Genomic DNA, 21,677 nt, shown 5'->3' on the forward strand with positions numbered 1-21,677 from the left:
TTGCTTGGGCAACGGACATGACAAGGGGCAGCGCGTCTACCCGCAGGCCGGAATTCAGTGCGTAAGATTACGCTGCCCTCTTTGGCCCGCTTAGAAGGAAGCAACGCTCAGCCCTCGGGGGGTGAAATTTAGAACAATTGGCTTTATGTTAAAGCCATTTATCTTGTGCGTGAACGTTGCATCGCGAGCGTCCAGTACACGGAAGCGCCCCGATCTCTGTAACACGGGCAATCCGTCGATCATTCCAGCGTCATCTGCAAGCACATATGCGACGGGCTTGCTTAGAATCTGGGCGCGTATTGATGGTGAAGAATCGAACTCGGGAGCTTGCCAGTCTTCGGTGGATAGAAATTGTCGCTCTTTCAATACTCCGTAAATTAGGTACCGGAATGGATGAAGCTCACCTTCCAAGCTCACCAGCAGCCTTCCGTCGTTCGGTAGCTGCCGGAGAAAGTCGACCGTGCCCCGACTGAGTTCGGTCTTGTATCCACGCGGCCAAGCTTGGAGATCCTGACCGATCGCGATGGCGAGCGAGATACAAATCAATATTGGGCACGCGACGATGTAGGCAAAGCGTCTAAAAAATCTTAAGCTCGATATTATCAGTCCTCCGAGCGCGATCGTCGTCACGAACGGTGCCGTATACTGCGCCGCCTTAAAGAGATTCCAGCTAAATAGTCTCGTCCAGAGAGCATAGCTTCTAAAGTGTTCCGCGTTATATTTTAGAATGACGGCCGCAAATAACAAAATTGATGCTGCGAGGACGGCGCAGCCTATCGGTTGGCGTTCCAGGAAAACGACTGCGAAGAGTCCGAGAACCCCAAGCGCCGTCATTACAACGGAGAGAACTACAAAAACTCGCGGAACATGCTCAAGGACCACATCGACCAGGGGAAGTTGAATCGAGGCGAGTGTTGCGGAAAGAAGCGTATATACCGTCGAAACCTGTTCGCCGCCATGTGCGAAAGAACCCAGTTGTACCCAGACGCCCCGAACTGCCCAGGTGAAACTGTCCGGCGAGATTACAATTGCGAGCGCTAGCACGCTGCAAAAATATACAGTTAACCTGCCGATGTCCGTGATAACGATGGCCCGATAGCTCAAGAGAACGAATAGAGCGCACACTGCTGCCCCAAGCGGCGCACTTTCTGGGTAGATTGACCAAGTAGCAAAGGTCGACAATGCCAATGCGCCGCCGAGTACTGTCGCGTCTCGCCGGCTAAGGTTGGGCCACTGTTGGGTCACAGTAACGACCGTGCCCGTCGTTGCTAGCAGGAAAGCCATGCCGATCGTTTGTGGAAGAAAGGATGCGTAGGCCGGCCAAGTCGCTGCGGGCGAGATCGTGAACAAAACTGCGATCAGGGCACACGCCGGCGCAGGAAGTTTCTCGAATGCCGCCAGAGCGAAGAGGTAGACGCCGAGCGCTTGCAGCCCGAGCCCGAAGGCCAGAAACGGCGAGTAGATTTCGCCGATCTCGCGCGAAGCCAGTGACCCAAACAGGGAGAGCAGAAAGATCCCGCCGGGCCGCAGGAAATTTGATACGTGGTCCCAAAGGTTGAACTGGAGGGTGTTATAATCTGCGCCCAGATGTGGCGCTTCGCTGAATGGATGAGACGTGAGCCAGCTCCCAAGACCAAGATATTGATTGAAATCGCCGGCGTCGACCAAGATGAGCTGATGTGTCGTTCCGAGTAGCGGCCAAAGGTAATGGATCGCCGGGATGGCAAACACGACTGGCACCAGCGCGATCTCGATCGAGCGAGGCGATTGTGCTACAAGCGTTCCGAATACTACTATTCCGGATGCCACCGCCCATCCCGCGCTGGCGTTACTGGCTATTCCGTGGAACGATCCGTTTGCGACCACAAGCAGTGCTGCGGCGACTCCGGCCAGGACACTTAAAGGGGGGAGGATGCGCATGCTGATAAGCTTTCCTGAGAGCTGCTATGGACTCTAATGTGGCATGTATCGTGCCTTCGCTTGAAATGACACGCCAAGGTAGCCTGCACTGGGTAGCTGGCGCGGTTCAGGGCGACATGTTGGCGGGCGGGCGTGCTTGCTTTCAAACGCTAGTTGGCCCGTCCTTCGCGTTACCGGGCAGATCTGTCTCCCGAAGACTAGCCAAACAGTGACTTGAACCAGACGGCATAAGGCTGCGCCAGCCACCATTTCAGCGGGACGCTGCCGTGATGTCGTCGCACCAGGCTCATCGCCTCCTTATAGTGAAGTTGCCTGTTATTTCGCGTCTTTGTGGCTTGATGGACGCGGTTGACCGCAACAAAGTCGTCGACGAAGTGGGGGGCGCCGCCAGCTTTGTAGAGGCGCCACCAAAGGTCGTAATCCATCGTCATGTGCAGGCTGGAATCAACGCCGCCGACCTCTTCCCATGCCGCGCGGCGTATCAAGGTCGCAGGCTGCGCGATGATGCAGCGCTGTGCGAGGCGTCTTTCGCTGAACGGTTCGACCCAGACTGCTCTTTGTCCGCCGGTGCTTTCAATATGATTCCAGCACCGCCCGTAAACCATAGGCGCTTGCGGGGTGCTTTCTGCTACTTCGACAAGGCGCGATAGCGCTCCGGGCAAAAACCAGTCGTCGCTATTCAGCCAGCAGACATATTTTGCCCGGCCGTTGCGAATGCCTTCGTTGATCGCCGCTGCCTGTCCCGCATCACGATGGCTGCGATAACCAGAGAGATGGTCCTTACAGCGTGAGATGACCTCAAGCGATTGATCGGTCGAGCCTCCATCGAGGACGAACACTTCTACCGGCACGCCCTGGGAAAAAATGGAGGTGAGAGCCTGGTCGAGGAATGGCCCCTGGTTGAAAGAAGGCACGGCAACCGTGACCAGCGGCTCCGTTGCTTCAGGGCTTGGCATATCGGGACAGAAAGTCGCGATAGGCAAGCGCAATACCGTCCCGCAGGTTCGTCTTGGCCTGCCAGCCCAATCCCTGCATCCTCTCCACATCAAGAAGTTTGCGCGGGGTCCCGTCAGGCTTCGAGGCATCGAAAACAACCTTGCCTTCAAATCCGATGACTTCCATGACAGTATTTGCCAATTCACCAATGGTGACGTCGACGCCCGTTCCGACGTTGAACATGCCACCCTGGATCGCGTCATTTTCCATCAGAAACACGCAAGCTTCTGCCATGTCGTCGACGTAGAGAAATTCGCGCATCGGGCGTCCAGAGCCCCACACCTCATAAGCGCTGTCTCCCCGCTGTTTGGCTTCATGAGCTTTTCGGATCAGTGCGGGTAGAACATGGCTGTTGGCAAGGTCGTAATTGTCGTTCGGCCCGAACAGGTTTGTAGGCATGACCGACACATACTCGGTCTGATATTGTCGGTTGTAGTTCTCGCAAAGCTTGATGCCAGCGATTTTGGCGATCGCGTAGGGTTCGTTGGTCGCTTCGAGGGGGCCGGTGAGGAGATACTCTTCCTTGATGGGCTGCGGACAATCACGTGGGTAGATGCAGCTTGAGCCGAGAAAAAGCATCCGTTTAACATCTGCTTCAGCCGCGGCATGAATGACGTTTGCCTCGATAGCTAGGTTTTCGTAGATGAAGTCAGCGCGATAGGTGTTGTTGGCATGAATGCCCCCCACCTTGGCGGCAGCCATGAAGATGTAGTCTGGTTTTTCCAGATCAAGGAAATCCTCGACCGCAGTCTGTTTGGTCAGATCGAGCTCAGCGCTCGAGCGCCACAGCACGTTGGAATAACCGGCCTTCTGGAGCTGCCGCACAATAGCAGAGCCAACCATCCCGCGATGGCCTGCAACATAGATCTTTGCACTCTTGTCCATGACTTACTCTTGATGGCCGGGTCCGGCAAAGCTGCACTTTTTCACGAGCGTTGCACTTTGTTCAATTCGAGCCTTCCCGTATCATTTCGGGAGGCGGTTCTACAAACGTGATTTCTGGCTGCACGAACACGTATGAGGGGGAGTTCTAATGGTACGATAGCGACAGGAGTTCAAAAAGCCAAAATGTGAGTCTTCTATAGTTCATGGAGCAATTTCCGACCAGTTCGGCCGGCCGATGGCTGACAACTGGGGCGCCGTTTTTGTGCTCTCGAAGATGTGCAGATCCAGTCGTCCTGGGTTAGCTCGGATGCCGAGTGACCATTCATTGTCCGTCGCGACCATCGATAAGCGAACTCAGGCGCTTCACCTGCGCCTGTACCATTTGCGCTACCATCTGCTCAAAATTGAGCGTCGGGCGCCAGCCGAGCACGTCCCGTGCTTTTGAAGGATCTGATAGGATTTGTCCTGATTCAAGCGGTCTCACAAGTGCGGGATCGCTGAAAACACATTGCTGCCAATCGCAGCCCACGCTTCGATAGGCGACTTCACATAATTCGCTCAACGTGTGCAATTTACCCGTCCCGATCACGAAGTCGGCCGGTCTCTCCTGCTGCAGGATCATCCACATCGCGCGCACGAAATCTGGGGCATAACCCCAGTCTCTGGCGATGCCGAGATTTCCAAGCGCTAGCTTGCCGTCCTCGACAATGGGACGTCCTCGCTCATTACGGTCGGGCGAATTCGAAATCCCGAGCGAAGCGCAAGCTGCTCCGTATGCGACCTTCTGTGTGACGAAGTGCAATGGTCGGCGCTCACTCTCGTGGTTGAACAGAATCCCGCTTGTTATGTAGAGATTGTAGCTATCCCGGTAAATGGCCGCCATATGATGGGCATAGACTTTCGCCGCAGCGTAGGGGTTTACCGGATTGAAAGACGTGCTCTCGTTTTGACGATCAGCGAGGGATCTTCCGAACATTTCCGAGGAAGACGCATGGTATACGCGTGCTTCGGGGCGATTATGGCGCACGGCCTCGAACAGCCGGATCGCAGCGAGCCCATTGACCAAAAGAGTTTCCGGGGCGCGGGCCCATGATTCGCCCGGGCTGGACTGAGAGGCGAGATTGTAGATCTCGTCCGGGCCGACATCGCGAACGGCGTTGGCAACGTCGGCGCCCTCTGTGACATCGCCAAATAGAATTCCGACTTTCCCGGCCAAGTGGCTGGCGCAATTCGGGCTGTACCAGCTCTTTTGACGCGCAAGGCCGAAGACCTCGTAGCCTTTATCGACAAGCAGTTCCGCGAGATATGAGCCATCCTGCCCGGTAATACCTGTGATGAGCGCTCGCTTCATAATACGCCCTTCCTCATTTTAGGACTACGGATTCTCTCAACGCAGCCGCCCACGCAAGAAAGACGAGCTCGCGCGAGCTTTGCGAATAAGCCGTCCCAGATAGGGCGACCGGCGGTCGATTGTATCAAATGCGGTGCGCAAAAGCTCCATCGCCTGACGTCTATTGCTCCCAATCCGAAAGAGTTGGCTGGTAAACAGGACAGTCGCGGGCAACTTATATGTGTGAGGTGCGATAGCTCGAAGTCGGCTGCCACCCCACCAGCTCTCGTATAGCCTATAGGACCATCGTCCTAAAAAATAGTTCAAGCTGACATAGCCGCCATGCTTTCTGCAAATTTCGAATATTTCCTCGAAGATCTTGCCGCGCATCGCCAGGGTTTTCGCATCCTCGTGTAGACGAGACTGCGCCAGTTTGTCGATCGTATGATAGATGACGCCACCTGATGTCGCTATCCGAAGCCAATATTCGTAATCCATGGCAGTCTGCAGCGAAGCATCGAAAGGACCAACGCGTTCGGCGATGCGCCGTCGCCAGAACGCGGCTGGTTGACAGATGCAGCAATCGCTCATCAAGCGATCGAGCGAATAGTCGGCCGTCGCATAGGGCCCGGTGATTTTGCCGTCTACATCGATATAGTCGGCATCTCCATACACAAGGTCACATTCCGGATGATCGTTGAAATAGCCGACGACTTTTTTTATCGTATCTGGCAGCAAGATGTCGTCGGAGTTCAGATAGGCGAGCACCTCTCCACTGAGGAGCCCCATTCCTCGGTTGATCGCGTCGGTCTGGCCTTTGTCGCGCTCCGAGATCCATCGGATGCGATCGCCATACGACTTCAGGATCTCGACGGTATTGTCGGTCGAAGCGCCGTCCATCACCAATAGTTCTATATTGGCGTAATCCTGGCTCAGGACGCTATCGATGGATGCGCGGATGAAGCGACCTTGGTTGCGAGTCGGCATGACGATGCTGACCAGCGGCTCCTTTTTTGGACGGTTCGGGCGACTGGCTGAAACGCGAGCCAGCGCGGCACGCAACTCGTGCGCTGGGGATGACCAATTGTAAGTTTCAACCCGAAGCTTGGCTTTTTCGGAAAGGCTCTGTCTTAAACCTTCTTCCATCGTTATCCGCACAAGCAAGTTCGCCATCGCGGGAACGTCGGTCGGATCGCACGAAAGAACTGCATCGCCTCCTACTTCCGGCAGCGCCGTCGTATTGCTGCAGAGAACGGGAGTCCCATGGTGGAATGCTTCCAAGAGCGGCATTCCGAAGCCTTCGAAGAGCGAAAAATAGACCAACGCCGTTGCGTGGCGGAAAAGGGCAGCGACCTGTCGGTGAGGCACAAAGCCCAGATGTACGATAGGCAGGCTTTCAAAACCTTTGAGGGCCTTGTCCAAATCTTCCGGAGATCCAGACAATACAAGTCCGGTCCCAGGAGGCAACTTGGGAAGGGCGAGCTTGAATGCTTCAAAAAGACGGCGATGGTTCTTGTGCGCCCAAAGGTTGGCCGGCATGTAAAAGAAACAGTCGAAGGATGCAGCTGCTGCCGGCAAATCTGTTTGAGGTGGCGTATCTCGCAGCTCTTCGGGGAGAGCGGCAGGCATCAGAAAGACGTCATCGGTCATGAGCCAGCCGTTGCTGACCATTGTCTTGCGCGCGTGGCTGGTCATCGTGGCAATCGCAGCGCCGCAGGACAGAGCATAACCGAATGCCCGACGACGGGCTGCCAATACTGGCTTCGAGAAAAACTCCGGAAAAAACTCGTGCTGCATATCCGGAATGACAAAGATCTGTCGATTAACAGGCAGCGCCGGATGTTGCTCCTGAGGATAGGTTCGAATTATCGCGTCGATGCCCATGCTTCTGCAATGGCGCGTCATTTTTGCGTAGAACGTAGTGGGGTGCTCATCGAGCGCAACGAAGGCCACATTGGGCTCTTCAATCAGCAGCGCGGATGTGCCCGGCCGATGAAACATGACCAGCCTGTCTTCAGGATATAGCCTAGCCATTTCCCGGAGAACGCCTTGCACCCAAGGCACGATGCCGCCTGAAACCCCGGCGACCAGAGGGAAAAGATCAACTGCGATGTCCAGGTTTTTGGAGTTTATGCGGTCGCGTTTTTTCCATGGCAGTTTTCCTACACATTGTCCCGATGTTCGCAGCGGGTTACCCGCGGAATCAACGTCCAACTGCTGCATATCTTTCTGGGCTTCCCGCCAGAACGCCTGCAGGGCCGTCTCCGTATGCTGACTGAAAACGCCGGGAGACGATCGCAGAAACGATGACATGTTGTCGATCCAGTAGCATAGTGCTCCTGGTGTCATCGGATCTCCACTGTGACGTTCGGCGAGAAGGCGCAATTCCTCGGCGCGGCGGAAGCCGCCATTTGCCGTAAGCGTTTCTCCCCATTCTCGAGATGCGGCGAGGTTGGCATTGATCGCGTATGGCTCGGCAATCTCTGCGAGACGAATCCAAAGATCCCAATCGAAGCTCCAGCGAAGACCTCCATCGAGGTCCCCCCCCGTTGCTTTGAGGGCTACCGGATTAATGAATGTCGACGGCTGGAGGATATAGTCCAGACCTTCGATCAGAGCCCGATGGTCGTAAGCCACCGTCGTGCGGTTGAATATACCGGTTTCCTTGCCGTTGACGTCGGTGCGCAAGCCGTTGCCGAACCAGAAGCTGGCGTTGGGGCTGGCATGATAAGCGTCTGCTACAATCTGGAACGCGCCTGGCAGATAGAAGTCGTCAGCGTTAAGCCAGGCGACGATGTCGCCCGTGCATCTCGCTAGCCCTTTATTGATGGCATCGGCGGCTCCCTTATCGGCCTCGCTGACATAGCCAGCCAAGCTGGCTTTGTTCCGCTGGATAATGTCGAGTGTGTTGTCGGTCGAACCACCATCAATGATGAAATGCTCGACATTCGGCCAATTCTGAGCGGCTATGGAATCGATAGCATCCTGCAAGAACCGTCCCTGGTTAAGGGATGGAGTCACGATAGAGATTTTCGGCAGGATCTTTGACGACATATCCAGCTCTAGTGCTCCGCTCAGCTACGCTGCTCGTTGATCATTTTGGTCAGCTCGAGAATCTGCTCCAGTCTCGCGGCCCGATCAGAGTCAATCACCTTGATATGTTCTTCCAGCTCCTTGATCTTTCGATCCTGGTCGAGCAACCCCTGCACGAAACGACCCTTTGGAGTAAGAAGGGATCCTTCTTTTGGGTCCGTAATGGGTTCGATGGGCTGGCGACTTACTACGAAAAACATGTCGTACTGATGGAAAATAGGCTGCTCGAAACGGATGTAATCCGCGCCCAGCCGCTTAAAGAGGTTCGATACCGAGTCTTCCGTAAACAGGTAAAGGTGCTCATCGGACTTGAGCTGCGCCAGAAACGTGGCATTGGTGTTAATCAAGGTTTCATAATTCATCTCCTCTCGAAACCGAGGTGTTTGTATCAACAGTATACCATCCGGATTGAGCAAATTCAGTGCGTGCCGCATTGTCCCGATCGGATCAGGAAGATGTTCCAATACATCCATAAGGGCAACGACGTCGAAACTGCCGTTCGGAAGTTCGGTGGTTTCCACCGGACCAACGAAGACCGGAATGTCGAAAGTTTCCTTGGCAAAATTAACGACCCAAGGGCTCATTTCCATGCCTGAAGCGTCGTAACCTGCCTGTCTTAGCATGGCGACAAAGCTTCCATGCGAGCAGCCGAGCTCCAAGACCTTGGATCCTGGCAACTTGTATGCTTTGAGCGTCCTCAACCAGTGGAGATTTCGTTCAATAAGATCTTCCCGCGCCCGACCAAAAATGTCCGGGTGACCCAGGTCCTTACTCTGATGTTCGAGCCAGTATTGCTTTCCATAAAAGTCGGTGTCGTCGTTTTTAACTTGAAGGGCCTCGTCGGAAAGTCCTGCAAGCGCGACAAGCGTACCGCATACCGAGCACCGGGCATATTCGGGGCTGAATCCACATAGGTTGTGACTACCGCACCAACAATCTCTGTCGGCCATTACTTTGCCTTTCTAACGCTAAAGACCGCTCCGGAGCAGTCGTGCCAATCTTGTTCCATCTCGAGTAGTGCATCCACAATCTTACGAAACGCGCGCGGAAACCCCGGATTTGAAGACAGAATTGGATATATCAGCTCTCCGAATTCGCCATTGTCCTTCTTCACGTGCCAAAGAGTGTCCATGAGAAGAAAGATGCTTGTATTGTAGCGCGGCAGAATAGGAATGTGGCTCTCGACAGTTAAGCCGGCCTTATTGAAACTATCCACCCACATCTCGACTTTGAGAGGATTTGCTAAGTGATGGTATTTCAGAAAGTCGGCGTGCAAATGGTCGGCGGCCTTTTGAAAGCCGGCCTGCGATATCATCGTGGGCAAAAGCGACCAATCCACGAAACGATTTGTCACGATGCTGCAGGAGAGTGTCCCTCCGGGCTTTAAGCATCGAGTAATTTCGAGCAGTACGCCGTTGAGATTGTCCATATGTTCGAGTGAGCAATTAGCAAACGCATTGTCAAAGCTAGCGTCCGGCTCGGGGATTCTGTCGGCAATTGTCGTATGGACCGTATTGTATACGCCACTTTGACGGCCCCTTTCGGCAGCTTCCTTGTCCATGTCAACGCCAACGACATTGTTGGCGTGGGGCCAAATAAGTTTGAAGTAGCGGCCGTCGCCACAGCCGACGTCTAGAATGCGACCATCGATGCGATGATGTTTGTACGCCGCATACTCCCAAGCTCGCCAATGACTCAGCGGTGGGATGTATGGATAAAGGCTTGCGACTGCATCATAACCTTTGAGGATTTCCGCCGCAGGAAGAATCCTCGTTGGTACATTACTTTGCGTCAGGGGTGTCGAAGGCATATTCAAAGCTTCCCGGTAAATCGGCTATTCCATGATGAGTGAGGGGAGGGCCGTCATGCGCGGGACGCCACCCGATCGCGAGCACGCCAGCTCTAGGCATATGACAAAGGCGCTCGATGTGCGAAAAAATTCCCTCATGGTTGAGTTCGCTCACTCGGTCATACGTTGCACCGTCTATTGTTGCTAGCCCTACTTCGAAGGTGTATTCGCCCAACTCCAGCTTCAGCTCGATTGTCTGACGACATCGAATGACTGTCCCCTTGGGCAGATGGCTCGGAGCGTTGACGTAGTGCTCAAGTGCTCCTTTTCCGTGGACGTTTATTCCGCGTTCGTTTTGGAGCACGATCCCGGCAAGGGGAACAGAAATTGGCCTTTCGATGAGGAATTCATAATAGAAGACGGCTGTCTCACCTTGGCCGAAGCTTGCGCATTGATGGTTATTGACGTCGCAAACGGTATACCGCAGGCAAGTCGCCCAGCCATCACCGATCTGTGTAAGAGACGTTGCGTCAACGAAGTTATGATCGTCTGGCCAGAAATCCAAGCCTGAAACGAGTGGCGCGCCAACGGCGGATTTTGCTACCTGCGCGCCATCTGGCTCTATTTCGATTTTCAAGAGCCGTTTCTGATGAAGATGGTAATATTTCTTCGAAGCTTCGGTCGCGTCTCCGATAAAGCTGGTCTTCCCGTGATCCAGAAGAATGGCGCGGTCGCAAAATTGTTCAATGTCTGTCATCGCGTGGGACACGAGCAGGACCGCCGCGCCGGAGGCGCGAATTTCCTCGAGGCGCGCATAGCACTTCTGGCGAAAAAACACGTCGCCGACTGCAAGTGCTTCATCGATGATGACGATGGATGCGTCGATATGCGCCTGCACCGCGAACGCCAGCCGCACGAACATTCCGCTGGAATAGGTCTTGACTGGCTGATCGATGAAATCGCCAATATCCGCGAACGCAGCGATCTGATCATAGCGAGCTTCGATCTGGTCGCGATTTAGTCCGAGGATTCTGGCGTTCAAAAGGACGTTCTCGCGGCCGCTGAATTCGGGATTGAAGCCGCTTCCTAGTTCGAGCAGTGCCGCGACCCGTCCCGTAACGTTCACCTCGCCGGCGGTCGGCGACAATGTGCCCGCGATAATCTGCAACAGGGTGCTCTTGCCGCTGCCGTTACGGCCGATGATGCCAAGTGTCTCGCCGGGGCGGACCTCGAACGAAATTCCCTGCAACGCCCAGAACGCGCGGTGATAGACCGGCGCCTCGTCCCTTTTCTTCAGTCCGGCATATGAGGCCATCTTCGACAGGCGTGGGATGACCAACTGCTTCAGTCGATCACGGGGATTCTCGTAGATGTCGTAGCGCTTGGCCAAATCGCGAACTTGAATGACGGCTTTGTCAGAGGACATCGGCGAATCCCGTTCGGGTCTTCTGAAACCAGGCAAAGCCGAGATAGAAAATTGCGAGACCCGCGATGAAGCTAATCCCCCAGGCGAACCAGTCGATTGTGTTCCCCCACAGCAACGAGTCCCGGAGCTGAATCACTGGCAGGGTGATGGGGTTGAAGTTGAGAAGAGTCTGGTAGACCTTCGGGAGAGCAGTGATCGGATAGAAGACCGGCGCTAAAAACAACGCGACGGTAGTCAGCATGCCAATGATTTGCGCAAAATCGCGCAGATAGACCCCTAGAGAAGCGAGAAGCCAGCTAAAGCCGAGGATCATCAACAACATCGGTAATAGCAGGATCGGCACCAACAATCCTGTCGCGTGCAATGACGTTCCCGATAGCAAGCAGAAAACGGTCAGCACGGCAAAGCTGATGAGGAAATTTCCAAGTGCCGAACCAATCGTCATGAGTGGAAGAATTTCAAGCGGGAACACGACCTTCTTGACGTAATTCGCGTTGACCACAATGAGCGTGGGGGCCCGGATCAGACACTCGGCGAACAACGCATGTACGATCAGTCCGGAAAAAAGCACGATGGCAAAATCGACCCGGCTTTCGTCCTGTGCGCCCCAGCGAGCTTTGAATGCGACGCTGAAGACAAAGGTGTAGATGGCCAGCATCAGAAGTGGGTTAAACAGCGACCAGGCGATGCCAAAAATCGACCCCTTATAGCGCCCGATGAAGTCCCGTTTCATCAGTTCCCACAAAAGCCCGCCATTCGCGTAAAAGGACCGCGCCGCTGGAGCCAGACCGATCGGATAATTTTTCATTTCAGCACTAAGTTCCGACGCCTTGGTCTAGTCCGCCATACTCAAGCATTCGCCCGATGTGTGAAACGAGCAGATCAATTTCGATGTGGTTATGAACGAGCTTATCCCTAGCCGAACGGCCGGTTGCTCAGGGCACCGCCGTCATTAGGCCGGGTCGTATACCGATGCCGGCGACATTAGGTATTGACCAAGCTGCGGTTACACAGATCGCCGGTGATTTGCCCTCAGACGTGTTAATAGCGCTGTCGGTGATGATGCTATTAACAATGACGTTCATAGCAGAACTTCAATAGAACGGACAACTCTCGTTCTGCCTCCAGCGGCAGCCGTAGCGCCCATCACGAATTTTTTTATTGTTCAAATAAATCAATTGCTTATGTTTATTTTCTGTCCGCCTCGGGTTCCCCGCCAAGGTTGCTTTATGCGCAGGATAGCGGTTTCGACAGTTGAGGTTCGGAGAGCTTGGAATTCGCACCGGAAAATCTGCCGATCCAGGGTTGAGTTGGCCATCAGCTAAATATAGGGGTTGTTCTGTTGGACGAGCGCTGGCAGCGGAGGTGCCCAATGAGCAGGCGGGAAATGGTGCTTCCACGCCGGTTGCGGCCGCTCGATTCGGACCTGCTCGTTATAGTTCGATCTCCAACGCTTTTGCCTCTGGGTGCTTTGCGTCCTTAAAGCTCAGTGGAATTGCTTGAAAACGGAGCCAGCGTTGATCGCGGCTTTGCCGGGCAGCGCTGGTCGCGCGGATGGCGTTCGCCTCCTTGTCGGTTGACTGGTATTGCAGTCATATCGACGTAGCTCGCGGCTGTGCGAGTGGAGTCTGTAAACGTAAGAGGCGCTGCACATGAATGAATTGCCCAATCACTCAAATGGCAAGAAACCGGACATCGTTGCGCTTCTTAAATCCAAATTGATCACTGACGCCCTGCCGCTTTGGTCAGGCAAGGGCTGGGATTTACAGTCAGGCGGCTTCATTGAGCGTCTTGATTGTGATGGTAAGGCCGATCTCGCTGCCCCCCGTCGTGTCCGTGTGCAGGCTCGCCAGATCTATTGTTTCGCCAAGGCCGCGCAGCTTGGCTGGTATCCGCAGGGCGCCGAGATTGCCCGCAAGGGTCTCGATTACACGTTGGCCAAGGCGAAGGCGCCGGATGGCAAGCCGGGCTTCGTGCATATTCTCGCGCCAGATGGCTCGGTGCTGAATCCGCTGCGCGACACCTATGACCACGCTTTCGTCCTGCTGGCACTGGCGACGGTCTATCAGCTGGATCGCGATGCAAAGATGCGCGCCGAGATCGACGAATTGATGCAGTTCATCGATACTCAACTGCGCTCGCCCGACGGCGGTTATCTCGAGGGCGTGCCGGCTTCGATGCCGCGGCGCCAGAATCCGCAGATGCATCTGCTGGAGGCCTTCATCGCGGGTTTTGACGCGACCCATGATCTGGCGTTCCAGGCGCGGGCCGGTAATCTGTTCGGTCTGTTCACGTCGAACCTGTTCGATGCGAAGAAAGACGTGCTCGGCGAATATTTCGAACAGGATTGGTCGCGGATCGAGCCGGTCAGCGTTGAGCCCGGCCATCAGGCGGAATGGGTCTGGCTGCTCAAGGGCTTTGAGCGCATCACCGGCTGTCCGACCGGCAAGCAGCGTGCCGCGTTACTTGAATCCGCGCTGCGCTATCGCGATGCCACCGGCTGTCTGGTGGACGAAGGCGACGCCCAGGGCAATATCGTGAAGGCAACACGGCGCTGCTGGCCGCAGACCGAGATCATCAAGGCCTTCGTCGCGCAGGCGGAGTCAGGCGTCGAGGGCGCGGCCGACGAGGCACGGGCGGCGCTGATGCGGCTGGACAAATATTATCTGCAGTATCCCGTCAAAGGCGGCTGGTACGATCAGTTTGACGGTGAGGGACGCTCGCTGGTCGATACGATCCCGGCGTCATCCTTCTATCACATTCTATGCGCGGTCGCCGAAGCCGAACGGGTGCTCGGCGCCTGACTATCTGTGCGATCTAGCGGATGACTTCGTTCGGATCCGTCGGCTTGGTCCGAAACACTACGAAATGCGACATCGTGAAATTCACGATGAAGCTGACCAAAATGGCCAGAAGCTTGGCGGCATAGACCGGCATGAAGTGCGACAGCACCACGAGCGTGGTGGTGGTCGCGATCACGCCTAATACACCCGAGGCGACGAAGCTGAGATAATCCTTCCGTCGCAACACGCGGCCGGATTCGGCGCGGAACGTGATCATGGTGTTCATCACGTAGGAACACGATACGGCCACCAGCCAGGCTATGACATTGGCGGGCACCAGCGGCAGCTTCAGCACCTGATAGGCGAGGGTGAAGATGGCCAGATCGATGAGGGCGTTGCCGAGGCCAATCACGCCGAAGCTGATGATCTTCGACACCGTGGGGCGCGACAGCCAGGTCTCGACAATTTGTGGTAAAATCAGTCTCACGGCAGCAGGCATCCTCGATCTGGGCGGCTGCATAGCAGGATCGCCCAGGGAAGTCCGGCTTTTTATGATGCGCCGCGGCAGTCCTGCGCGGTCAGTTCCCGCGCTCGTCCGCGATGATCTTGCCGTCATTGGGCAGCGAGGCCGGCGCCACCAGCTCCACGGCGCCACCGAGCTTGCTGACGGCCCTGAGCGTGGCTGTGACGGCATCCTGCAGGCTAGGCTTGTCCTGGACCGCCGCTTCGGCTTTCAGCACCATGGCATCATTTTCACCGTCTCTGGACACGACCAGCCGTAGCCGGCCGAGTTCCGGGTGCCGCTTGCCGATTTCGGCGACCTGTTCGGGGCGCACGAACATGCCCTTGACCTTGGTGGCCTGATCGGCGCGGCCCATCCAGCCCCGGATGCGCATATTGCTGCGGCCGCAGGCGCTGGGGCCGGGCAGGGCGGCCGTCAGGTCGCCCAGAGCCAGCCGGATCCAGGGGTGGTGGGGGTCCAGTGAGGTCACCACGATTTCGCCGACATCGCCCTCGGCCACGGGTTCGCCGGTCCCGGGGGTCACGATTTCCAGGATCAGGTCCTCGTTGACGATCAGGCCATCGCGGGCGGTGCTCTCATAGGCGATGAAGCCCAGATCGGCTGTGGCGAAGGCCTGATAGGCCTCGACACCGCGCGATGCGATCTCGGCCTGCAGCGAGGGCGGGAAGGCTGCGCCAGACACCATGGCGCGCTTGATGGACGAGACGTCGCGATTGGCCGCCTTCGCGGCATCGAGCAGGATCTTCAGAAAATCCGACGTGCCGCTATAGGCTGATGGACGATAGGCCTCGATCAGTTCGAGTTGTTGTTCGGTATTGCCGGGACCGGCGGGAATCACAGCGCAGCCGAGCGCCCGCGCGGCGCCGTCGAAGATGAAGCCGCCGGGGGTCAGGTGATAGCTGAAAGTATTCAGCACCACGTCGCCCGCGCGGAAACCGGCGGCATAGAGCGCCCGCGCGCCGCGCCAGGGATCGGCCTGTTTCGACTCCGGCTCGAAAATGGGCCCCGGCGAGGTGAACAACCGGCCGAACGAGCCGGTCGCGCCTGACACGAAGCCGCCGAACGGTGGGCTGGCCTTGTGCAGGGCCGGCAGGTCGGATTTGCGCAGCACCGGCAATTGCGCCAGCGCGGCGCGGCTGACGATCGCAGCGGGATCGATGCCCTTGAGATGCTCCGCATAAGCGGGCGCCTGCATCGCGTGGCGCAGCACATCCGGCAGGCGCGAAAACAGATTGGCCTGGCGCTGCGACGGATCGCAATTTTCGAGTGTGTCGAAGTGGCGCATCTGGGTGTGTCCTGGTGGTTTGGCGTCGTCGCGGTTATTCCGGTAGCCTGTGGCGCCGTGCTAGTGGGAAATCATGTTGTCAGAACGTATCGTCCAATGGCTCGACAGCTTCGGCCAGCTTGATTTTCCTGCTGCCGTCGTGCTGGCCGCATTGGTGGTTGCCTCTTCGTTTTTGCCGGTCCCGCGAACATTCATCGTGTTCGGTGCCGGTGCTGCGTTCGGCTTGCGCTCTCTCGTCGTCATTGTTCCAGTCGCCGCGGCTGCATCCGCTCTGGCCTTCATGCTGGCGCGCTCCATCCTGCGCGGTTGGGTGGAACGGCAGACCGAAAAACGCGCGGCCTGGCGCCTCATTGCCCAGGCCGTCGATGACGAGGGCTGGCGCATCGTCGCACTGATGCGGTTCGGCGGACCATTGCCCAATTCGGTGCAAAATTATCTGTTCGGTTTGACAAATATCGGACTGCTCCCGTTTGCCCTGGTCACTTTCGTGTTCACGCTGCCGCAGATCGTGCTTTACGTGTATCTCGGTGCGTCCGGACGGGCGTTGTTGCTCGATGATGGACCAATGCCGCTCAACCGCGTGCTGATTGCCATGGCCCTGGTCATTGTGCTTGTCATCCTGTTGCTGGTGTCGCGCCGCATTCGCGCGATCCTTGCGCGCAAGACCGGCATCGCGACCTGCGGGACCGTGAGCAGCTAAAGCCATCGCTTCCTGCGCTTGAAGCTCTTCAGATTCTTGAAGCTCTTGCGCTGGTCGCCGGCGCCGCCGAGATAGAATTCCTTCACGTCCTCATTGTCGCGCAGCTCATCGGCGGTGCCGTCGAGCACCACCTTGCCCTGTTCCATGATGTAGCCGTGGCTGGCGACGGAGAGTGCCGCGCGCGCGTTCTGTTCGACCAGCAGAATGGTAACGCCGAGATCGCGGTTGATCTTCTTGATGATCGCGAACACCTCTTTCACAAGCAGTGGCGACAGGCCCATGGAGGGTTCGTCCATCAGGATCATCTTCGGCCGCGCCATCAGCGCTCGGCCGATCGCCAGCATCTGCTGCTCGCCGCCCGAGAGATAGCCGGCCAAGCCTGTTCTTTCCTTCAGCCGCGGGAAGTAATCGTAGACCATGTCGATATCGGCGGAGACCTCGTTGTCCCTGCGCGTGAAGGCGCCGAGCCGTAGGTTTTCCAGTGACGTCATGTCGGACACGATGCGGCGGCCTTCCATCACCTGGAAGATGCCGCGGCGGACGATCTTGTCGGGATCGATGCCGTCGATCCGTTCATTGTCGAACAGGATTTCGCCGCGCGTGACTTCGCCATCTTCCGTTTTCAGGAGGCCGGAGATCGCCTTCAATGTGGTCGACTTGCCGGCACCATTGGCGCCGAGCAGCGCGACGATGGCGCCCTTCGGCACCTCCATGCTCAAGCCGCGCAGCACAAGGATCACGTCGTCATAGACGACCTCGATGTTGCGGATGTCGAGCAGGGGGGCGGTGGCCTGTGTCGCTGTCGGGCGGGTGCTGGTATCGATGGTTGGCTGCACAGGATGAACTCCGAATTCCGGTTCTAGCCGACCTCTCCCCGCTTGCGGGGAGAGGTCGGATCGCGAGCGATAGCGAGCAATCCGGGTGAGGGGGACTCTCCGCTAGCTCAGAGCCTGCTGAGGCTCCCCCTCATCCGACGCGGACTAGGTCCGCGCCACCTTCTCCCCGCCTAGCGAAGCTCCGCTTCGCCGGGCGGGGAGAAGGGAGGACTACCACCCATGCCATTCCGGCTTGCGCGGCAGTTCCACGGTCTTGACCTTCTCGAGCTTGATCGTGCCCTTGGCCATCAGGTCGTTCAGATCGCCATCGGTCGCGCCGGAGACCTTCGAGCGATACAGATCGACCTTGGTGGTCGGGCGGTGATCCTTGTCGGTCCAGGTCGAGGGATTGCAGACACCTTCCATGCCGGCCGGCACCCAATCCTTCTTCTGATAGAAGCCCTTGGCGACGTTCTCGCCGGTGGCGCCGCCGTTCTTCGCGGCCCAGTCCAGCGCTTCCTTCATGTAGAGCGAGGTGCAGACCGCCGCGATGTAGTGCACCGGGCGATAGATCTTGCCCGAAGGATCGGAGATCTTGGAAATCTCCTGCACCGTCTTCATGCCCGGCGCGTTGCCGCCCCAGCTCACCGCCGTGCGCAGCGGGAAGATCACGCCGTCGGCAGCATCGCCTGCGGCCTTTGCGGCGTTCTCGTCCATGCCCCACACATTGCTCATGAACTGCACGTCGACGCCGGCGGCCTTGCAGGCCTTCATCACCGAGATGTTCGAAGCTGCGGTGTTGCCGAGATAAGCGTAGTTGGCGCCGGCGCTCTTCAGGCTGAGGCACTGCGCGCTGTAGTCACCGGGCGCGAGTGCGAAGACCAGCGGCGGCAGCACGTCAAAGCCGAGTTCGGCGGCGAGCGCTTCACCCGCGGCCTTAGGCGCGTTGGGGTAGGGATGGTTGGCGCCCATATGGACATATTTCGGCTTGCCCGACTTGCCCTTGGACTTCCAGTCCTCTGCGGCCCAGGTCAGTTCGGCGCGCAGCGCGTCCGAATAGGACGGGCCGTAGAAGAAGTTATACGGCGCAGGCTTCGCCTTGCCGCCGGCGCCGGTCGGGTCGGTCAGCGCGGCCGAATAGGAGCCGGAGATATCCGGGATCTTGTCCTGTGCGAGGAAGCCGGTGAGCGCTTCGGTATCTGCCGTGCCCCAGCCCATGATCGCCGCGACCTTGTCGGCGCCCGACCACTTCTTGTACAGGGCTATGGCGCGCGGCACCTGATAGCCATAGTCGTTGCTATCGAGATTGACCTGCTTGCCGCCGACGCCGCCATTCTTGTTGATCCAGGCATAGGTATCGACAACTCCCTGGCCATATGGCGTGCCGACGTCAGAGGTGCCGCCGGAATAATCGGCGAGGTGGCCGACGGCGATCTGCGCCTGCGCACTGGCGGAGGCGCCCGTAATGAGAAGGGCAATGGATGCGGACGTTAGAAATGTTTTCATCGTCATGAGCATTCTCCCGTTGGATTTTATATTTTGTCGTTTCGTCCAGTCCGTCCCGTTCTCAATGCGAGAACGGGTAGAGTTTCCAGTAGGTCTTGATCTGCCGCCAGCGATGCGCGAGCCCGTCGGGTTCGAACACCAGGAAGGCGATGATGATGAGGCCGATGGCGATCTCGCGCAGGAAGGTGAGATTGTTGTTGAGCGCCAGCGCCTTGTCGATGACGCCGCCCTTCAGCTCCATGCTGATCCATTCCATCGCTTCCGGCACCAGCACCACGAAGGCCGTGCCCATCAGCGTGCCCATGATCGAGCCGGTACCGCCGATGATGACCATTGCCAGGAACAGGATCGAGCGCTCGATGCCGAAACCCTCGTTGGAGACCACGAGCTGGTTATGCGCGTACAGCGCGCCGGCGATACCGGCGAAGAACGCCGCGAGGCCGAAGGACAACGTGCGATATTTGGTGAGATTGATGCCCATGATCTCGGCCGAGAGATAGTGATCACGCACAGCCACCAGCGCGCGGCCGTCGCGCGAGCGCATCAGGTTGGTAACCAGCAGATAGCTCGCCACCACATAGGCCAGCACCACATAGAAATACTGCCGGTCGCCGCGCAGCATATAGTCGAAGATCGAGAACGCTTTGGCCGTCGCCGGCACCGAGCCGCCGCTGAACCAGTCGGCGCGGGAGAAGAAGTCGAGCAGAATGTATTGCGCGGCCAGCGTGGCGATAACGAGGTACAGCCCCTTCAACCGCGCCGCCGGCAGGCCGAAAATGAGTCCCACGATGGCCGTGACCACGCCGGCGATGGGAATCGAGAAAAACACCGGGATCGGATAGTTGTTGGAGATATAGGCCGAGGTGAAAGCGCCGAACAGGAAGAACGCGGCGTGGCCGATGGAAATCTGGCCGGTAAAGCCGACCAGGATGTTGAGCCCCAGCGCCGCGATGCCGTAGATGCCGATCATGATCAGCTGGCTGAGCCAGTATTCGCTGAGCAGTTGCGGCGCGAAGCAGATCAGCACCACGCCGAGGATCGCCGCGTTGCGGCTGGTGGTGGTTGGGAAGATGGTGGTGTCGACCGCATAGCTGGTGCGGAAGTCGCCGGCCGGGATGAGGGAGGGACTGGCCATGATCCTTACACCCGCTCGATGTCTTTGGTGCCGAACAGGCCGTAAGGCTTGATCATCAGGATGATGATGAGCACATAGAAGGGCGCCACTTCATACAGATTGCCCCAATGCAGATATTCGCTGTCGATGAATTGCGCGAAGTTCTCTAGCAGCCCGATGATGATGCCGCCGACCACCGCGCCGCCGATACTGTCGAGACCGCCGAGGATGACCGCCGGAAACACCTTGATGCCGTAGATCGACAAGCCGGATGACACGCCGTTGACGACGGCGACGACGACGCCGGCGACGGCGGAGACCATGGCCGAGATCGCCCAGGCCATCGCGAATACGGTTTTGACGGAAATGCCCAGCGATTGCGCCACCTGCTGGTTGAACGCGGTGGCGCGCATCGCCAGACCCCACTTGGACACTTTGAAGAACCACGCCATGCCGATCATCATCGCGACGGAGACAACCAGGCTCATCACGTAGACGGTCTGGATCTGTAGGCTACCGATCGTCACCGACTGGCTGGTGAAGACACGCGGGAATGGCTGCGGGTTGACGCCATAGATCCATTTCAGTGCCGCCTGAAACACGGCGGACAGCGCGATGGTCACCATGATCACCGAGATGACCGGCTCGCCGACCAGCGGCCGCAGGATCACGACCTGGATCAGGATGCCGAAGGCGAACATGAACACCAGGGTCATCGGCATGCCGAGCCAGAACGGCACCTGGTATTTGGTCAGCAGCGTCCAGCACACCCAGGCGCCGATCAGCAGCAATTCGCCCTGCGCGAAGTTCACGACCTGCGTCGCCTTGTAGATCAGCACGAACGACATCGCGACCACGCCATACAGCGTGCCCACCACGAGGCCATTGACCAGAAGCTGGAGGAGGAACTGCGTGTTCATGCGATGGCCGGAGTGCTAACCTCTCCCCGCTTGCGGGGAGAGGTCGGCGCACAGCGCCGGGTGAGGGGGAGCTTCCACATGCGCAAGGCCAATGCGGTCAGAACCACACGTGCCAGAAGGCTGCGGCGAGATTCGACCGATGCCGAGAATGCGCTTTGGTATCGCCTTCGCGCACGTTCCTTGGACGGACACAAGTTTGTGCGACAAGAGTCGATCGGCAACTACATCGTCGATCTGATCTGCCGGGAGCGGCGCCTGATCGTTGAGGTGGATGGTGGGCAACACGCTGACAATGTGCGCGATGTTGCCCGTGACCAGTGGCTGGTCGAGCATCATTACCGGGTGCTCAGATTCTGGAACCATGATGTCTTGGACAATATCGAGGGTGTTCTCGAAGTCATTGCGACGGCGCTTGCGGAAGCTCCCCCTCACCCGGATCGCAAGAGCGATCCGACCTCTCCCCGCAAGCGGGGAGAGGTTAGCTAGAACCGAGACGCCGCAGTTTCTTAACCTCCCCTCGCTTGCGGGGAGAGGTCGGCAGGCGCGCGTTAGCGCGCGTGCCGGGTGAGGGGGGCTATCGGTAAAGCTCAGG

The 21,677-nt window shown here is 57.6% G+C and carries 18 protein-coding genes; 3 read left to right on the forward strand and 15 right to left on the reverse strand.

The window, feature by feature from the left end; translation table 11 throughout:
• Window positions 1-90: 90 nt before the first annotated feature.
• The 9 genes from AB7828_RS01085 to AB7828_RS01125 all read right to left on the reverse strand — a co-directional run bounded on the left by AB7828_RS01085 (window position 91) and on the right by AB7828_RS01125 (window position 12,247).
• Entirely contained in the window at window positions 91-1,920 is a 1,830-nt protein-coding gene (locus AB7828_RS01085; RefSeq protein ID WP_441229149.1) for a hypothetical protein, read from the reverse strand.
• A 197-nt stretch (window positions 1,921-2,117) separates the two neighbouring features.
• The gene (locus AB7828_RS01090) at window positions 2,118-2,903 is read right to left on the reverse strand and encodes a glycosyltransferase family 2 protein (protein WP_441229150.1); all 786 of its coding nucleotides are present in this window, start codon (window positions 2,901-2,903) and stop codon (window positions 2,118-2,120) included.
• Window positions 2,863-3,801: a GDP-L-fucose synthase family protein gene (locus AB7828_RS01095; protein ID WP_441229151.1), complete on the reverse strand. Its 939-nt coding sequence runs from the start codon at window positions 3,799-3,801 to the stop codon at window positions 2,863-2,865. Before AB7828_RS01095 ends, AB7828_RS01090 begins: the two co-directional genes overlap by 41 nt.
• A 322-nt stretch (window positions 3,802-4,123) precedes the next feature.
• Window positions 4,124-5,152, reverse strand: a complete 1,029-nt coding sequence (locus AB7828_RS01100) for a GDP-mannose 4,6-dehydratase (protein ID WP_441229152.1) — start codon at window positions 5,150-5,152, stop codon at window positions 4,124-4,126.
• Between the two features lie 36 nt (window positions 5,153-5,188).
• Complete coding sequence (locus AB7828_RS01105) at window positions 5,189-8,185, reverse strand: glycosyltransferase (RefSeq protein WP_441229153.1); 2,997 nt, start codon at window positions 8,183-8,185, stop codon at window positions 5,189-5,191.
• A 20-nt stretch (window positions 8,186-8,205) separates the two neighbouring features.
• A complete protein-coding gene (locus tag AB7828_RS01110; protein WP_441229154.1) occupies window positions 8,206-9,174 on the reverse strand; it encodes a class I SAM-dependent methyltransferase in 969 nt (322 codons plus the stop codon).
• Window positions 9,174-10,034: a class I SAM-dependent methyltransferase gene (locus AB7828_RS01115; protein WP_441229155.1), complete on the reverse strand. Its 861-nt coding sequence runs from the start codon at window positions 10,032-10,034 to the stop codon at window positions 9,174-9,176. Before AB7828_RS01115 ends, AB7828_RS01110 begins: the two co-directional genes overlap by 1 nt.
• Window positions 10,006-11,439 carry an ABC transporter ATP-binding protein gene (locus tag AB7828_RS01120; protein ID WP_441229156.1) on the reverse strand — a complete coding sequence of 478 codons (1,434 nt, stop codon included), beginning with the start codon at window positions 11,437-11,439 and terminating at the stop codon, window positions 10,006-10,008. Before AB7828_RS01120 ends, AB7828_RS01115 begins: the two co-directional genes overlap by 29 nt.
• Complete coding sequence (locus AB7828_RS01125; protein ID WP_441229157.1) at window positions 11,429-12,247, reverse strand: ABC transporter permease; 819 nt, start codon at window positions 12,245-12,247, stop codon at window positions 11,429-11,431. Before AB7828_RS01125 ends, AB7828_RS01120 begins: the two co-directional genes overlap by 11 nt.
• An 844-nt stretch (window positions 12,248-13,091) precedes the next feature.
• Here AB7828_RS01125 and AB7828_RS01130 point away from each other — a divergent pair.
• Complete coding sequence (locus AB7828_RS01130; RefSeq protein ID WP_441229158.1) at window positions 13,092-14,243, forward strand: AGE family epimerase/isomerase; 1,152 nt, start codon at window positions 13,092-13,094, stop codon at window positions 14,241-14,243.
• 13 nt (window positions 14,244-14,256) lie between these two features.
• Here AB7828_RS01130 and AB7828_RS01135 read toward each other — a convergent pair whose 3' ends face one another.
• Both AB7828_RS01135 and AB7828_RS01140 read right to left on the reverse strand, forming a co-directional pair.
• Window positions 14,257-14,709, reverse strand: a complete 453-nt coding sequence (locus AB7828_RS01135; RefSeq protein WP_441229159.1) for a GtrA family protein — start codon at window positions 14,707-14,709, stop codon at window positions 14,257-14,259.
• Between the two features lie 91 nt (window positions 14,710-14,800).
• Window positions 14,801-16,030: a phenylacetate--CoA ligase family protein gene (locus AB7828_RS01140; protein ID WP_441229160.1), complete on the reverse strand. Its 1,230-nt coding sequence runs from the start codon at window positions 16,028-16,030 to the stop codon at window positions 14,801-14,803.
• Window positions 16,031-16,103: 73 nt separating this feature from the next.
• Between AB7828_RS01140 and AB7828_RS01145 the strand changes: the two genes are divergently transcribed.
• Complete coding sequence (locus AB7828_RS01145) at window positions 16,104-16,730, forward strand: VTT domain-containing protein (RefSeq protein ID WP_441229161.1); 627 nt, start codon at window positions 16,104-16,106, stop codon at window positions 16,728-16,730.
• Here the strand turns inward: AB7828_RS01145 and AB7828_RS01150 are convergent.
• From AB7828_RS01150 to AB7828_RS01165, 4 genes are all read right to left on the reverse strand, one after another.
• Window positions 16,727-17,566, reverse strand: a complete 840-nt coding sequence (locus AB7828_RS01150; protein WP_441229162.1) for an ABC transporter ATP-binding protein — start codon at window positions 17,564-17,566, stop codon at window positions 16,727-16,729. The genes AB7828_RS01145 and AB7828_RS01150 overlap by 4 nt on opposite strands.
• A 210-nt stretch (window positions 17,567-17,776) precedes the next feature.
• On the reverse strand, window positions 17,777-19,057 hold the full coding sequence (locus AB7828_RS01155) for an ABC transporter substrate-binding protein (RefSeq protein WP_441229163.1): 1,281 nt from the start codon (window positions 19,055-19,057) through the stop codon (window positions 17,777-17,779).
• 55 nt (window positions 19,058-19,112) lie between these two features.
• The gene (locus AB7828_RS01160) at window positions 19,113-20,186 is read right to left on the reverse strand and encodes a branched-chain amino acid ABC transporter permease (RefSeq protein WP_441229164.1); all 1,074 of its coding nucleotides are present in this window, start codon (window positions 20,184-20,186) and stop codon (window positions 19,113-19,115) included.
• Window positions 20,187-20,191: 5 nt separating this feature from the next.
• Window positions 20,192-21,085, reverse strand: coding sequence for a branched-chain amino acid ABC transporter permease (locus AB7828_RS01165; RefSeq protein WP_089268124.1), 894 nt, complete (start codon window positions 21,083-21,085; stop codon window positions 20,192-20,194).
• A gap of 78 nt (window positions 21,086-21,163) precedes the next feature.
• On the opposite strand from AB7828_RS01165, the gene AB7828_RS01170 reads away from it, so the two are divergent.
• Entirely contained in the window at window positions 21,164-21,571 is a 408-nt protein-coding gene (locus tag AB7828_RS01170) for an endonuclease domain-containing protein (protein WP_441229165.1), read from the forward strand.
• The last annotated feature ends 106 nt before the right edge of the window (window positions 21,572-21,677 follow it).

Origin of the sequence: Tardiphaga sp. 215_C5_N2_1 (assembly GCF_052076055.1) — a bacterium.
GTDB classification, from domain to species: Bacteria; Pseudomonadota; Alphaproteobacteria; order Rhizobiales; family Xanthobacteraceae; genus Tardiphaga; species Tardiphaga robiniae.